A 14024-nucleotide genomic window follows, 5' to 3' on the forward strand; every position below is an offset into this window, starting at 1 on the left:
CACTTCAATCGTAGGGTTCATCTTCCTCAAACGGTGCTGGTTCAGGCTCAAGCGCGACGATCATGTCGACTTCGACCGAGGCGTTTTTCGGCAACTGGTACACGCCTACCGAGGTCCGTGTGTGAACACCGGCTTCGGCAAAAATCCGGTAAAGCACCTCCGACGCACCGTCGGCGACTTCACTTTGTTGCGTGAAGTCGGCGGCGCTTTGCACGTAGACGTTAATGCGCAAGATCTTCTTGATACGTTCGAGGTCGCCGAGTAACTGCATGAGGATCGCCAATGCGCGCATCGTGCAGATCTGCGCGGCATACCGGCCTTGATCCAACGACACTTCGGCACCGATCCGGCCCACCACCATCACCGTATTTTCAATGCGTGGAATCTGCCCGCTGACGTACACCTCATCACCGTTTTGCACCGCAGGCACGTAGTTGCCGCCAATGCGCATTTCACCGTCGAAGCGGTGCCCCAGCTGTTGGGCGATGCCATCGAATAGTGCTTTGCGTGACTGATCCATGCGTCGATTCTCCTGTAGGTGGCGGTGGTGCAGCGCAGACTATAGCGTGTTGAATCGCCCTTCAAAACGCCGTTTTTGAGGCATTACGGGCGCATAGTGGCCAGCTGCCAACTATTTTTGTAGGACAACCCGGCAAAGCTCTTCAGAAAAGCCGGGTAAGGCCGATGGTAAGTCTGAAGGACGCTCTCAACCCTGCCCATCGGTGCATCGCAATGTTCAATAAACGCTTGAAGCAGGAGCTGTCGGCTCTTCGCGAGGAACTCTCCAGCCTTCAACAAGTGAAGGAAAGCCTGGAAAGCGAGATGCTTGTGCTCACCCTGGACCCTGATGGACGGGTGCAATCGATTAACCAGAATTTCGCCCAGGAAATGCTCTACAAGGGCAATGACCTGATTGGTCGGCACATCGAAGAGATCGTTCCGGCCCACGTCAAGACCGATGAATTTCACCTGCGCTTCAAGAATGCCCTGACCCGTGGTGAGCACTTCGCGGGCGCTGTGCGCTTGCTCAGAGGCAATGGCGAGGAAGCGTGGTTGCGCTCTATTGCCCAGCCGATTCGTAGCTCGGATGGCCGGATAAGACACTTTTCGATTTACTCCAGTGACCTGACCCGAACCATCGAGGCGTCACGTGAACACGAGAACCTGATCGGGGCGCTGGTTCGTTCGACAGCCGTCATCGAGTTCGACCTCAACGGTAATGTGCTGACGGCCAATGAGCGGTTCTTGAACGGTATGGGTTATAGCCTGGCGCAGATCAAAGGCAAACATCACCGCATGTTCTGTGAGCCCGAGGAGTACAACAGCTCCGCGTATCAGGACTTCTGGCGACGCTTGAACGCTGGCGAGTTCGTGGCCGACCGCTTCAAACGCGTCGACAGCCATGGTCGAGTGGTCTGGCTCGAAGCGTCCTACAACCCGGTGCACGACGCGAATGAAAAGCTCTACAAAGTGGTCAAGTTCGCCACCGTGATCACTGATCAGGTCAATCAGGAACAAGCGGTTGCCGAAGCGGCGAACATCGCTTACAGCACCTCGTTGCAGACCGACAACTGTGCACAACGCGGTACCGCCGTGGTGACTCAGGCGGTGGACGTGATGCGTGAGCTGGCCAAGCACATGCAGCAGGCTGGTGAAGGCATCGAGGCGCTGAACGAACAGTCGCTGGTGATCGGCACCATCGTCAAAACCATCAGCGGCATTGCCGAACAGACCAACCTGCTGGCGCTCAACGCCGCCATCGAAGCGGCCCGTGCCGGTGAGCAGGGCCGAGGTTTTGCAGTGGTGGCGGACGAGGTCCGGCAATTGGCTTCGCGCACCAGCAAAGCCACCGACGAAATTGTTGGTGTAGTGCGTCAGAACCAGGACATGGCGCGCGATGCCGTGGTGTTGATGACAGATGGCAAGCTCCAGGCCGAACAAGGTTTGGCGCTGGCCGCCGAGGCGGGCACGGTGATCGTCGAGATCCAGGATGGCGCGCAAAAGGTGGTCAACGCGGTCGGGCAGTTCGCCAATCAGCTGTCGACTTAAGCGCGGCTCGAGTGAGCCTCGTCAGATCCAAAGATCATTCAGCGCCGTACGCTCGCCACCTTCGCTCCCGGTATTGAGCACACCCTTGGGTTCGATCAGCAGCAGTTTGACCTCTTGTTCGGCAAACGGCTTGTGCTCGACGCCCTTGGGCACCACGTACATTTCGCCTTGGGACACCAGCACCTGACCATCGCGAAAATCGATGCGCAGTTGGCCTTCGAGGACGATAAACGTTTCGTCAGTGTCCTGATGATCGTGCCAGATGAAATCTCCCAGCAGTTTCACCACCTTGAACTGGTAGTCGTTCATTTCGGCGATGACCCGCGGCGACCAGTGCTCGTTGATCTGCGCAAGTTTGTTGGCAAAATTCAGGCTTTGATATGGCTGCATGACGTGGCTCCCGTTGGTGATTGTGAGCCCACGGTAGCCTGCGCAGCAGTGCACTTCTTGCACGATTGTGCGCGGCTCAGCGGCGGTGCATTTTCATCCAGCGGGCGGGTGACAGGCCGTAAGTTTTGCCAAACTGCCGGGTCATGTGGCTTTGATCGCTGAAGCCTGCGATCAGCGCGGCGTTGGTTAGCGACTCACCCTGCATCAGCAATGAGCGCAGCAGATCCAGGCGGCGCATGGTCAGGTAACGATAGGGGCTGGTGCCGAACAGCAGGCGAAAGTCCCGCGACAGACTCCAGCGATCACGCCCGCTGTGTTCGGCCAGTTGATCCAGGGTCAGCGTTTGGTCGAGGGCGCTGTGCATGAACTCGCGAGCGCGTTCTGCCGCGAGGTAATCGAAGCTCTGACGATGGGTGGGCACCCCCGATACCGCGCTCATGGCCTGCGCCAGATCAAACAGCGCATCTTGCTGCTCCAACGGATCGAGGGGGCGATCGATACTCTGCAACAGGACCTCGGTCGCCGCGAACAAGCGTGGATCAGTGGAAATACCGGTCTTGATAAAGGGCAAAGGCTGGCCGCCGAGCATCTGCTGGATCAGTGCCGGCTCGACGTAAAGCATCCGGTATTTGAAGCCATCCTCGGTACCGGCCTCGCCATCGTGGACTTCGTCGGGATGCAACACCATGGTCCCGCCCGGCAAGCTATGTCGCCAGCCGCCACGGTACTGAAAGCTTTGCACCCCCGACAGCGTGCGGCCTATGGCATAGGTGTCGTGACGATGAAGGTCGTAACCATGGCCCGAAAAAAACGCCTCGATACGCTCCAGCCCGCCCGAATCGGGGGCGCGCTGGAACCAGTCGGTGAGGATTTTCTGCTTGCCCATGGGGAGTCTTCGTGTCCGGGTGTTCGGTGACGAACACGGTAGCTCAGCTGCGGGTTGGCTGTCAGCCGGATAACGGTTGATTGCTGTGCCTAAGGTCGAGTAAAACGCCGTGGGCGTTGTTCTGCGGTTTTTCCACCGCTCACATAGAGGTGATTCACAGGTGGAACTCCAACACCTGACCTATGCTGCCCCCTTGTTATCGCTGGCGTTGCTGTGGACCGTCGCGGTGGTTACTCCGGGGCCAAACTTTTTTACCACCGCGCAACTGGCCGCCAGTTGCTCGCGGCGCCACGGAGTGGTGGCTGCGTTGGGTGTCGCGACAGGCACTGTGCTGTGGGGGCTGGCCGGCGGCCTGGGAATAAAGTCGCTGTTTACCGCCGCACCGACGCTGTATCTGGCATTCAAGATCGCCGGTGGTTGCTACCTGATCTATCTGGGGTTGAAGCAGTTCAAGCGCAAACCGGCACTGAGCCTCGGTGCAAGTGCGGGGTCGAGCGAGCCATACCGCGCGCTGTTTTCGGCCTATCGTCAGGGATTTCTGGGCAACATGACCAACCCGAAATCAGCGCTGTTCGTCGCCACCATCTTCGCCACTTCAATGCCGGCTTCGCCACCGCCGATGTTGCTGACACTGGCGGTGATCACTATGGCTACGCTGTCCTTCAGCTGGTATTGCGCCGTAGCGCTGCTGTTTGCCAGCCACCGGGTAGCGGGCGCTTATGGTCGTTCACGGCAATGGCTGGAGCGCTTTGCCGGCAGTTGTTACGTGCTGTTCGGCGCCCATCTGGTGGCGAATCGTTGAAGTGTTACGGGGATAAGGCGTCCCCAGAATGGCTGTCGGTTTTCGCCCGGTAAACGAGCAAGACATCCGAAACGCTACTTTTAGAGACGAGGTTCGCTGATGACCGATTCAAGCAATGCGCAGGTCTACCTGTTTTCCTACGGAACCCTGCAGGACAAAGCCGTGCAACTCGCCAACTTCGGTCGCGAACTGTCCGGCAGCGCGGATCAGATGCTCGGTTACGAGCAGTCCTGGGTCGAAATTACCGACCCCGAAGTGTTGGCGACCAGTGGCAAGACTCACCATCCTATCCTGCGTCCCGGCAGTGCTGACAGTGCGCCGATCCCCGGTATGGTGTTCCGGATCACGCCAGCGGAGCTGGCGGCTGCTGACAGCTATGAAGTCTCGGATTACAAGCGGGTCAGCGTAGTGCTGGCGTCCGGGATCGAGGCATGGGTGTATGTGAGTGCGTGAGTCTGCAGGCCAGGCGCTGCTTGAATGTTAGCGCCACGGCGGTGATCAAGGCCTCGCACATCATTCTGGGTGTGCCGGCTTGATATCAGTGGCGCCTGGAGGAAAGCTCAAGCTTGCGTGTTTCGCTTTTTTCGAACGAAACGCGCAATGCTTAAATATCTCTGGCGGGCTTGATCAGGCTCTCTGCCGGAATCCCGAACAGCTCATGGAGTTTCCAGATCATGGGCAGTGTCAACGCCCGTTTGCCGTTGAGTACTTCATACACTCTGTTTGTCCGGCCAATGGCTGGGGCCAGGTCAGCAGCAGATAAGCCCGATTGTTCCATGCGAAATTTGATCGCATCTATCGGGTTGGGAAGGTCAACCGGGAACTGCTTCGCTTCGTAGGCCTGAATGAGGGTAATCATGATGTCGAAGTAGTCACCTTCAGACGTGCCCGGTTCTGGTTCGTTGTCGAATAGTGCAGATACTTCCTTGAGGGCTGCACGGTAGTCCTGTTCGGTATGAATCGGACGAATGTTCATGGGTTACTCCATTTCAACGGTATCGGCATCGATAGCGTCGTATTGCTGGTGAGTGCCGACAAACTTTATGTATACGGCCCCGAAGCGATAGGCCACGGCGACGACAAGCCGATAGGCGTTACCCTTGATGTTAAACACCACCCTGCGGCTCTTGAGGATACTGGCGCTGCCAAAATTGGCCTTGATATCTGCAGGGCTTGCCCAGTTAGCGTCCTTTGTTTCGTCAATCCAGGCCAGGAATGACTGCTCTGAGTCAGGGTATTTCTCCCAGAATCCTTTCATGTGACTGATAGCGATAATTCTCATGGCACGATCCTAGTCCCATGCTGGGACTGCTGCAAGTTGCTGTAGGTGAATAGCGATGTACGGCGGATCGAGTTTGCTGTCCATGTCACTCAATGCCCCGGTACTCAAGCATAGCGACCGCTGTTCAAGCCCTTGGATAGGTCAGGCGCAAATATCATTGCTGGATGTGGCCGTTCACATACCTGCACTCCGCTATCGGGTAACGGCACGAATTGACCGTCATTTACGACTACAATCGCGCGCTGGGTGGCAGCAGGCGTGGGTGTCTGTCCTGGTCGAACGTGTCGGAGGGAGCAGATGAAGCGCAAACCAGGTGTCTTGAAGATTGCGTTGTTGCTCGGCGCTTTGCTGAGTGGTTGCCAGTCGCCCAGACAGTCTCTGGAAGCGCTGGCGTCAGAGCATGCTCAGCATGTGGAAATAATCGTTACTCAAGCTTTTCCGCTGATGCTGAGTACTCCGTTGAAACGTCCCGATAGCCGTCGGATCCGTCTTTACCTGGAAGGTGACGGCCACGCCTGGGCGACGGCTTCCCAGCCGAGCCTCGACCCCAGTCCACAGCAGTTGTTGATTGCCGGGATGGCGTTCAGTGATCCGACCCCGAGTCTTTACCTCGCGCGTCCTTGTCAGTTCGTCAGTACGCCAGGGTGTGTGCCGGCACTGTGGACCGCGCGGCGCTTTTCTCCCGAGGTGCTGGACAGTCTCGATCAGGCGTTGAACCAGATCAAAAGTCGCTACGGCAACCAGGACTTTGAGCTGATCGGTTATTCCGGCGGTGCCGCGTTGGCTTTGTTGCTAGCGGCTCGCCGCGACGATATTGCCCAGGTGCAAACCCTGGCCGGTAATCTCAGCCCCAGGTTGTGGGCCGAGCGATTGAACCTCAGTCCGCTCACCGGCTCGCTGGAACCCTTGGATAACCGAGCGCGCCTGGCTCATGTTCGGCAACGGCACCTGGTCGGCGCTGACGACTCCATCGTACCGCCGGCCCTGGTCGACAGTTATCGTCGGGCGCTAGGGCAGGCTGACTGCCTGGAAGTGGTGGTCTTGCCAGGTGTGTCCCATGCCGAGGGGCTGGACAAGGTATGGGGCGATTGGCGGGATCGACCGATCCAGTGTGCTGGCGCCAGACAATAAAAAAGGGCTTGCCTCGCGGTAAGCCCTTGGTCATTTCCAGAGTCGATCAGTCCCCCAGCGCTTCACCTTCACGCCGTGGATCGGCGCCACCGGCCCAGGCCGCTTTGCCCTGAGCGTCGCGTACGCGAACGATGGCCTGGGTGCCGCTGGTCATGTCGATTTGATTGACCGTATGCCCTTTGTCCTTGAGGGCCTGAATCAGCGCCGGGCTGAACTGGCCTTGCTCCAGTTCGGTCGAGCCATTGCGGCTGCCGAAGTTGGGCAGGCTGATGGCGGCTTGCGGGTCGAGGTTCCAGTCGAGCAGGCCGACCACCGACTTGGCAACGTACTCGATGATTTGCGAGCCGCCGGGCGAACCGAGTGTCGCGACCAGCTCACCGCTTTGACGATCAAAGATCAGCGTCGGCGCCATGGATGAGCGCGGGCGCTTGCCGGGCTCGACACGGTTGGCCACGGGTTGGCCGTTTTCTTCGGGGATGAACGAGAAGTCGGTCATCTGATTATTGAGCATGAAACCCTGCACCATCAGGTGCGAGCCGAAGGCGGCTTCAACGGTGGTGGTCATCGACACGGCACCGCCCTGATCGTCGACGGCCACCACTTGCGAGGTAGAGATTCGCAGTGGTGAGCGGTCTGGGGCGTAGGCCACCTGGATGCCCGGTGGCGTGCCGGGTTTGGCGCTGCCCATGCTGCGTTCGCTGATCAAGTTTGCACGGTTGGTCAGGTAGGCAGGGGAGACCAGACCGGCGACCGGGACCGGCACGAAGTCCGAGTCGGCGACGTACTGCGCGCGGTCGGCGTACGCCAGACGCTCGGCTTCGGCGATCAGGTGCACGGCTTCAGGCGCGGGTTCGAGCCCCGCCGGTTTATCGGTCTTGAGTGGTTTCAGTCGCGCCAGAGTGAAGCGACTGTCGTTGCTTTCGAGTGCCTGCAAGGTGCCGAGGATCTGCGCCACGGCGATCCCGCCCGATGATGGCGGCGGCATGCCGCACACTTGCCAGCGCTTGTAGTCGGTGCACAGCGGGGCACGCTCTTTGGCGCTGTAGCCGTTGAGGTCGTTCAACGACAGGCTGCCGGGGTTGGCATTGCCTTGAACCTTGGCGACGATCTCCTGAGCAATTGGACCTTCATACAACGCGCTCGGGCCTTCTGTGGCAACACGTTTGAGGACCTTGGCCAGTGCCGGGTTTTTCAGCAACGTACCAACGGCTTTCGGGCTGCCATCGGCATTCAGGAAGTACGCAGCCATGTCAGGGGAGCGCGGCAGGAACGGATCGGAAGCGATCATCGTATGCAGGCGCGGCGAGATCGCAAAGCCCTTTTCCGCCAGGGCAATGGCCGGCTCGAACAGCTTCGCCCATGGCAAACGACCGTGCTTTTGATGGGCCAGCTCCAATGCACGCAACACCCCTGGTGTTCCGACCGAACGACCACCAATCTGCGCATCGGGGAAGGGCATGGGTTTACCGTCGGCTTGCAGGAAGAGCTTTTCAGTCGCGCCAGCGGGTGCGGTTTCGCGGCCGTCGTAGGTGCGCACGGCCTTGCCATCCCAGAGCACGATCAACGCGCCGCCACCGATCCCCGAGGATTGCGGCTCAACCAGTGTCAGCACCGCTTGCATGGCGATGGCCGCGTCGATTGCCGAACCGCCCTGACGCAACATCTCTCGTCCCGCTGCGGCTGCCAGTGGGTTGGCCGCTGCGGCCATGTGTTTGGCAGCGTATTGGGTGTGCAGGTCGGTGCGAAACCCCGAGGCGATTTCCGGGGCCACGGGCAAGGCGCTGATGGCCGACGAAGCGGGCGGGGCGCTGCAGGCAGCGAGGGTCAGCGCGGCGGCTAGCAGCGACAGGGCAGTCAGGCGGTAGCGACTCAAATGGAAGGTTGGGAACACGTGGGGCACTCCGTCCGTTGGATAAAGGATCAATGGACTGTATCTGCGCCTTGAGCCAGCTGCAACGCTGGTCTTGTGCGTATTGGTCGACGGATGGGCAGCTTTTCTCTTCTTCGATGCTGGGTTTTTCTGTAGGGTCGGAGGCGCTAGATCTTCGCTAAAAACACATCAATAACAACAAGAGGCCGACATGCAGACCGAGTTCCCAACGCAGCCAAGTTACCGTTCGCAGCGCGAACAATTCCTGGCGGCAGCGACCGCAGCCGGAGCCCGGTTGACCGAATACCCGCATCCACTCAAAGGGCCGTTTGGCGAGTCGTTGAGCACTGACGTGGCGGTGCTCGGCGACCCCGGTGCAAAGCGTTTGCTGGTGATGCTGAGCGGCACCCACGGGGTTGAGGGCTTCTACGGTTCTGAGTGCCAGATCAATTGGCTGAACGAGTTCGGCAAACGCCCACTACCCGCCGATGTCGCAGTGGTGATGATCCACTTGATCAATCCCTGGGGCACGGCGTGGCTGCGTCGCGTCAACGAAGACAACATCGATCTGAACCGCAATCACCTGAACTTTGATCGGCCGTTGCCCGACAATCAGGCCTACGCAGCGCTTCACCCGATTTATGCCTTCAACCAGTTACACGGCCCGGAGCGTGAACGCGCCGATGCCTTGCTTGCCACGCAGTTAAGCGAGCATGGCTGGCCGACAGTGATGTCGATTGTCGAGGGCGGCCAGCACAGTCATCCCGACGGTCTGTTTTACGGTGGGCTGGCGCCGAGCTGGTCGAACCGGACCTTGCATCAGATCATTGCGGCGCATCTCTCCCAGGCCGAGGTCGCCATGTGTTTCGACCTGCACTCCGGTGCGGGAGAGTACGGCCATCCGATGCTGCTGACCGTTACGCAAGCGGCTTATTCGGCACTGGAGCAGGCGCAGGCCATTTACGGTCCGTGGCTCTACACCATTCAAACCGGTGCGCAGACCCACAGCGAAACCGGGATTGCCGCATCGGCCACTGGCTACACCTCGCAGGCGCTACTTGATGCGCTGCCGCAGGTGCGCCTGATGCCGTTTGTCATCGAGTGCGGCACCTACCCGGGAGAGGCGGTGCATGCTCATCTGCGTGACGATCACTGGTTGCACCTGCACGGCAATCCGGGTGATGCAGTGGGGCGGGCGATCAAGCTGAAACTTGTTGAGCAGTTCTATCCCGCTGACAGTGACTGGCAGGAAATGGTCTGGGTTCGCACCCGGCAGATATGGGAAAAGGCGTTGTCGGCATTGCCCACGCTATAGTCGAGCGCTTCGGCGCTTGATGAATCCTGCGGCTCACAGAGCGATGTGAGCCGTCGGTGGGCCGGGTACTTTTCTTCAGGCATAAAAAAACGGCCTACCTTTCGGTAAGCCGTTTTTAGTACTTGGTGGCTACACAGGGACTTGAACCCCGGACCCCAGCATTATGAATGCTATGCTCTAACCAACTGAGCTATGTAGCCAAGTGGCGCGCATTATTGGCTCGTAACGATGAAGTGTCAAGCGTAAATCTAAAATATTTCTCTACGCTTTCAACCGCTTATCAACCCGCCCCATAAAAACGGATGAGTTTTCAGCTTTAACCCAGCTGAAACCGCCCGGTATTCTCGCTTAATGCCTTGCTGCCTGAACTCAAGGTGTCCGCCGCGAGGTTCACCGCTCGTGCGCCTTCAAGCAGGCGCACGGCGGCCTGATCGACTTGCTGGATGTTGCCACTGACCTCATCGGCCGTGCTGGCTTGCTCTTCTACCGCCGTCGCGATCTGCGCCAGGGTATCGGTGACGCTTTGCACCGCGCTGGCGATTTCCCCCAGCCGTTCGCCAAGACCGGTAACCGCTTGTGCGTCGGTTTGGGCCTGGCCGCAGGCGGCTTCCATCAGGGTCACGGCTTCGTTGACAGTGCTGCGCAGGCTGTCGACGGTGCCGGCGATCTGTGCGGTGGAGGATTGAGTGCGCTGCGACAGACTGCGCACTTCATCGGCGACCACCGCAAAGCCCCGGCCTTGTTCGCCTGCGCGGGCGGCTTCGATGGCGGCATTGAGCGCCAGCAGGTTGGTCTGCTCGGCCACACCGCGAATGGTGTCCACCACCAGTTGAATCTGCTGCCCTTGTTCGCTGACCCGGCCAAGGGCGGCGGCAGTATCGTTCAGGCGTTGATTGAGCTGCTGAATGCTCGCTGTGGTGCGTTGGCTGTCACGGCTGCTCTCGGCGGCAATGCGCTGGGTCTGCTGAGCGCTGCCTGAGGCGTGTTCGCAACTCTGGGCGACCCCTTGCGAAGTGGCGGCCAGTTGCGTGGCCGCAGCAGCGATCTGGCTGATCTGCAACTGTTGGGCTTCGACTTCGCCCAGTGCCTCGCTGGCGTGAGTATTGAGGGCTCGCACCGCGTTGCCCAATTGCAGGGTTTCGTGATCGACCCCCAGCAGGCTGGTGCGCAGTTGCACCACCGCAACGTTGAGCGCGGTGCTGATCGCTGCCAGCTCATCGCGACCGTGCACCGGCACTTGCAGGCTCAGGTTGCCATCACGCAGGGCTTCGGCGAGCAGCGTAATGCCGCTGGCGCTACGGCGGATCGAAGCTTGCAGGCAGATGAACAAATACAGCGCGGCCAGCAGCAGGCAACCGAGGACGCTCGCCACCAGGATGAACTGGCGAATGGCCGAGCCGTGGTAGTAGTCCAGACGCTGATCCAGTGACACCAGCGTTTGCTGGCGCAGCGAGGCGAGGTCAGAGAGGAGGGCGTCGAGGTTGCGTTCGAAGTCTTCTGGTTTGAGCGTGATGCTGGCGCCGAACATGCCGTCATCCAGGCCTTTCAGTCCGGTGTCCAGATGCTTGAGGCTGTCGTGGTATTGCCCGGCCCAGGCTTGCAATGCACTGGGTAGTCGTGCTTCGAGCAAGCTGCCAGTCTTGATCAGTTGCTCGCGAGCGTCGCCAATGCGGCCGCGCAGATCGCGCAGTTGCAGGCGGCTTTGCAATGAGAATTGTCCGGACACCACCGATGCCTGGCCGATGCTGGCAAGGCGACCGACCCGTTCGATCAGGTCTGGCGCGTGCTGGGTCGAGATCTGCGTCAGCAGGTAGGTTTCCAGCCAGGGAGCCAGGGTCAGGCGGTTATCCATGGCGATCTGTTCGCGCAGTGCTTGCAATGCGCTGAGGGCCGCAGTGAAACGTTCATAGCCATCCGGCCACCAACCGACGCTGCTCAGGCTTTTCGAGTCCAGACCATTGAGCGCGGTTTGCAGGGTTTGATAGCGACTGAGGGTGTCGGCCTCGGCCCCTTCGGTTGTCAGCGCATGGCCAAGATCGTTCACGGCTTGATTCAGAGCAGGCTGTACGGCATCGAACGCGGCCATCGCGGCGACAGTGGCCGGTGTTGGCTGGCGATTGGTTTCGGTGGCGCGCCAGCGTGCGGCGCGGTCGCGTTGGGCGGCGAGCAGGTTGTCCAACGCGTCGAGGGCGATCAGCTGGCGCACACCGGCACGCTCGCCGGCGATCAGGCTGAGCTTGTCGCGGTAATCCTGGCCAATCATCCACAGGCTGCCCGCCAGCGGCAGGATAAACAGCAGAAACAACAACTGAAACTTGCGGGCGAAACCGAAACGCCCAAGCAGTCCAATCCCCGGTGCCAGAAAAGCCTGCATGCCCGACTACTCCTCTGGGCACCACGCACCAATGGCGTGCGGTCGCGGCGTTATGGCCGCACCCTGTGCCCTCATAAAAGGCCTCGAAAGTTCACCTCGGCGGGTCATGTGGGACCAGCGCTGTGGTGAAACTTCCCATTCTCGATCCCCTTTGTAAGGGGCCGCGTTGAAGCGGATAAGCAAGGCAAGATTCAGACCATGGCACTGCGCTAGCATCTGACGGCCGACAATCCAGAGATCGTTAGCAGGCTAAGGGGATGGCGTTGCTGCACCGAAAGATGGCACATTGTCGCACCTGCAAGTGCTCTCCTTTACGCTGTATGGAAACTCTCATGGCTACCAGTAACGCTCAAACTGTCGCATCGCCGGCACTCGCGACTTCGCAAAGCAGCCCGTTGGTCATGCGAATCATCGGCGCGGTGGCGCTGGCACATTTGATCAACGACCTGATTCAGTCGGTGCTGCCGTCGATCTACCCGATGCTCAAGGCCAATTACGGGCTGACCTTCACCCAGGTTGGCCTGATTACCCTGACCTTTCAGCTCACGGCATCGCTGTTGCAGCCATGGGTCGGTTACTACACCGATCGCCATCCCAAGCCGTATCTGCTGCCGGCAGGAGCGATCTGCACCCTGGTCGGCATTTTGATGATGTCCCAGGTCGGCAGTTTTCCGTTGATTCTGTTGGCAGCGGGGTTGATCGGAATCGGCTCCTCGACCTTTCACCCGGAAGCTTCTCGCGTGGCGCGGTTGGCCTCGGGTGGGCGTTTCGGGTTGGCGCAATCGACCTTCCAGGTCGGTGGCAACGCCGGCTCCGCATTTGGGCCGTTGCTGGCGGCGGCGATCATCATTCCGTTCGGTCAGGGCAATGTCGCCTGGTTCGGATTGTTCGCCGTGTTTGCGTTGGTGGTGCTCTATGGCATCAGCCGCTGGTACGCCAATCACTTGAGCCTGTTCAAGCTCAAGCAAGGTCAGGCGGCGACTCACGGGCTGTCGAAGGGCAGGGTCGTGAGCGCGTTGGTGGTGTTGGGGCTGTTGGTGTTTTCCAAGTATTTCTACATGGCCAGCTTCACCAGTTATTTCACGTTCTACCTGATCGAGAAGTTCGACCTGTCGGTGGCCAGTTCGCAGTTGCACCTGTTTCTGTTTCTCGGAGCGGTCGCGGCGGGGACCTTCTTTGGTGGGCCGATTGGCGACAAAGTCGGCCGTAAGGCGGTGATCTGGTTTTCGATTCTCGGTGTTGCACCATTCACCTTGATCCTGCCTCACGTCGACCTGTTCTGGACCAGCATCTTGAGCGTAGTGATTGGCTTCATCCTGGCCTCGGCATTCTCGGCCATCGTGGTCTACGCGCAAGAACTGGTGCCGGGTAATGTCGGCATGATCGCCGGGGTGTTCTTCGGCCTGATGTTCGGTTTCGGCGGGATTGGTGCGGCGCTGCTGGGGCATCTGGCGGACATTCACAGCATTGAATACGTGTACAGGCTGTGTTCGTTCTTGCCGCTGTTCGGGGTGCTGGCGATCTTTTTGCCAAGGACCCGAAAAGCCTGAGCAGAACCCTCATGAGGCCAAGGCGCTGACGATCCCGTCGGCGCTTTTTTTTGCGTTCAGATTCGCCACGTCACCGGGAAAAGCGACGGGATCGTGGATAAATAGGGGGCGTTATCAAGGGGCTCTAAACAGGTATTCATGAAAACTCGCGACTGAAACAACATCCGAACCCAGTCCCTTAAATAGGTCGTGCCATTTGAAAAATGCGACCAGGTCTATAGCCGGCAATGTCCATCTAGTTGCCAGGAGGGGCAATCAGGCAATGCACCTGGGTTGCTTTTTAGCGCAAATCTGTACATTGAGTTTCCTTGCATTTAACCAATAATCGGGCACCTCCTACGCCCATCCCGCGGGGGGTTCAATCACCACAGGAAG

12 protein-coding genes, 1 tRNA gene and 2 pseudogenes are annotated in these 14024 nt (G+C 59.4%); 7 read left to right on the forward strand and 8 right to left on the reverse strand.

The genetic code is table 11. The features are described from left to right. Window positions 1-4: 4 nt before the first annotated feature. Window positions 5-520, reverse strand: coding sequence for a RidA family protein (locus AO353_RS14625; protein ID WP_054595593.1), 516 nt, complete (start codon window positions 518-520; stop codon window positions 5-7). Window positions 521-822: 302 nt separating this feature from the next. Between AO353_RS14625 and AO353_RS32155 the strand changes: the two are divergent. Then, window positions 823-1509, forward strand: a pseudogene (locus AO353_RS32155) (PAS domain-containing protein); the annotation flags it as partial. Between the two features lie 111 nt (window positions 1510-1620). Next, a pseudogene (locus AO353_RS32160) lies at window positions 1621-2049 on the forward strand (methyl-accepting chemotaxis protein); the annotation flags it as partial. A 21-nt stretch (window positions 2050-2070) separates the two neighbouring features. Here the strand turns inward: AO353_RS32160 and AO353_RS14635 are convergent. Both AO353_RS14635 and AO353_RS14640 read right to left on the reverse strand, forming a co-directional pair. Beyond that, on the reverse strand, window positions 2071-2439 hold the full coding sequence (locus tag AO353_RS14635; protein WP_054595595.1) for a cupin domain-containing protein: 369 nt from the start codon (window positions 2437-2439) through the stop codon (window positions 2071-2073). Between the two features lie 76 nt (window positions 2440-2515). After that, on the reverse strand, window positions 2516-3325 hold the full coding sequence (locus tag AO353_RS14640; protein ID WP_054595596.1) for an AraC family transcriptional regulator: 810 nt from the start codon (window positions 3323-3325) through the stop codon (window positions 2516-2518). A gap of 160 nt (window positions 3326-3485) precedes the next feature. Here AO353_RS14640 and AO353_RS14645 point away from each other — a divergent pair, with 160 nt between their 5' ends. Further along, on the forward strand, window positions 3486-4127 hold the full coding sequence (locus AO353_RS14645) for a LysE family transporter (RefSeq protein WP_054595597.1): 642 nt from the start codon (window positions 3486-3488) through the stop codon (window positions 4125-4127). Window positions 4128-4226: 99 nt separating this feature from the next. Beyond that, on the forward strand, window positions 4227-4580 hold the full coding sequence (locus AO353_RS14650; RefSeq protein ID WP_054595598.1) for a gamma-glutamylcyclotransferase family protein: 354 nt from the start codon (window positions 4227-4229) through the stop codon (window positions 4578-4580). Window positions 4581-4731: 151 nt separating this feature from the next. On the opposite strand, the gene AO353_RS14655 is transcribed toward AO353_RS14650, so the two are convergent. Together AO353_RS14655 and AO353_RS14660 are read right to left on the reverse strand one after the other, a co-directional pair. Continuing rightward, entirely contained in the window at window positions 4732-5103 is a 372-nt protein-coding gene (locus tag AO353_RS14655) for a helix-turn-helix domain-containing protein (protein WP_054595599.1), read from the reverse strand. A 3-nt stretch (window positions 5104-5106) separates the two neighbouring features. After that, entirely contained in the window at window positions 5107-5409 is a 303-nt protein-coding gene (locus AO353_RS14660; protein ID WP_054595600.1) for a type II toxin-antitoxin system HigB family toxin, read from the reverse strand. 297 nt (window positions 5410-5706) lie between these two features. Between AO353_RS14660 and AO353_RS14665 the strand changes: the two genes are divergently transcribed. Next, window positions 5707-6540 carry an alpha/beta hydrolase gene (locus tag AO353_RS14665; RefSeq protein WP_054595601.1) on the forward strand — a complete coding sequence of 278 codons (834 nt, stop codon included), beginning with the start codon at window positions 5707-5709 and terminating at the stop codon, window positions 6538-6540. Between the two features lie 46 nt (window positions 6541-6586). Here the strand turns inward: AO353_RS14665 and ggt are convergent, their stop codons facing one another. Continuing rightward, window positions 6587-8431, reverse strand: coding sequence for a gamma-glutamyltransferase (ggt, locus tag AO353_RS14670; protein ID WP_054595602.1), 1845 nt, complete (start codon window positions 8429-8431; stop codon window positions 6587-6589). 190 nt (window positions 8432-8621) lie between these two features. Between ggt and AO353_RS14675 the strand changes: the two genes are divergently transcribed. Beyond that, on the forward strand, window positions 8622-9725 hold the full coding sequence (locus AO353_RS14675) for a DUF2817 domain-containing protein (RefSeq protein WP_054595603.1): 1104 nt from the start codon (window positions 8622-8624) through the stop codon (window positions 9723-9725). 123 nt (window positions 9726-9848) lie between these two features. Here the strand turns inward: AO353_RS14675 and AO353_RS14680 are convergent. Together AO353_RS14680 and AO353_RS14685 are read right to left on the reverse strand one after the other, a co-directional pair. Further along, window positions 9849-9925: transfer RNA gene (locus tag AO353_RS14680), tRNA-Met, on the reverse strand. A gap of 116 nt (window positions 9926-10041) precedes the next feature. After that, window positions 10042-12099, reverse strand: coding sequence for a methyl-accepting chemotaxis protein (locus AO353_RS14685; RefSeq protein WP_054595604.1), 2058 nt, complete (start codon window positions 12097-12099; stop codon window positions 10042-10044). Window positions 12100-12431: 332 nt separating this feature from the next. On the opposite strand from AO353_RS14685, the gene AO353_RS14690 reads away from it, so the two are divergent. Further along, window positions 12432-13649 carry an MFS transporter gene (locus AO353_RS14690; protein WP_054595605.1) on the forward strand — a complete coding sequence of 406 codons (1218 nt, stop codon included), beginning with the start codon at window positions 12432-12434 and terminating at the stop codon, window positions 13647-13649. The last annotated feature ends 375 nt before the right edge of the window (window positions 13650-14024 follow it).

The sequence above is a fragment of the Pseudomonas fluorescens genome, assembly GCF_001307155.1.
Classification (GTDB): Bacteria; Pseudomonadota; Gammaproteobacteria; order Pseudomonadales; family Pseudomonadaceae; genus Aquipseudomonas; species Aquipseudomonas helvetica.

Bases quoted from the DNA above. Each gene is read 5' to 3' on its own strand.
- AO353_RS14640 (WP_054595596.1), bottom strand. From the start codon at position 3,325: ATGGGCAAGCAGAAAATCCTCACCGACTGGTTCCAGCGCGCCCCCGAT.
- AO353_RS14660 (WP_054595600.1), bottom strand. From the start codon at position 5,409: ATGAGAATTATCGCTATCAGTCACATGAAAGGATTCTGGGAGAAATAC.
- AO353_RS14690 (WP_054595605.1), top strand. From the start codon at position 12,432: ATGGCTACCAGTAACGCTCAAACTGTCGCATCGCCGGCACTCGCGACT.
- AO353_RS14675 (WP_054595603.1), top strand. From the start codon at position 8,622: ATGCAGACCGAGTTCCCAACGCAGCCAAGTTACCGTTCGCAGCGCGAA.
- AO353_RS14625 (WP_054595593.1), bottom strand. From the start codon at position 520: ATGGATCAGTCACGCAAAGCACTATTCGATGGCATCGCCCAACAGCTG.
- AO353_RS14685 (WP_054595604.1), bottom strand. From the start codon at position 12,099: ATGCAGGCTTTTCTGGCACCGGGGATTGGACTGCTTGGGCGTTTCGGT.
- AO353_RS14655 (WP_054595599.1), bottom strand. From the start codon at position 5,103: ATGAACATTCGTCCGATTCATACCGAACAGGACTACCGTGCAGCCCTC.
- AO353_RS14635 (WP_054595595.1), bottom strand. From the start codon at position 2,439: ATGCAGCCATATCAAAGCCTGAATTTTGCCAACAAACTTGCGCAGATC.
- AO353_RS14665 (WP_054595601.1), top strand. From the start codon at position 5,707: ATGAAGCGCAAACCAGGTGTCTTGAAGATTGCGTTGTTGCTCGGCGCT.
- AO353_RS14650 (WP_054595598.1), top strand. From the start codon at position 4,227: ATGACCGATTCAAGCAATGCGCAGGTCTACCTGTTTTCCTACGGAACC.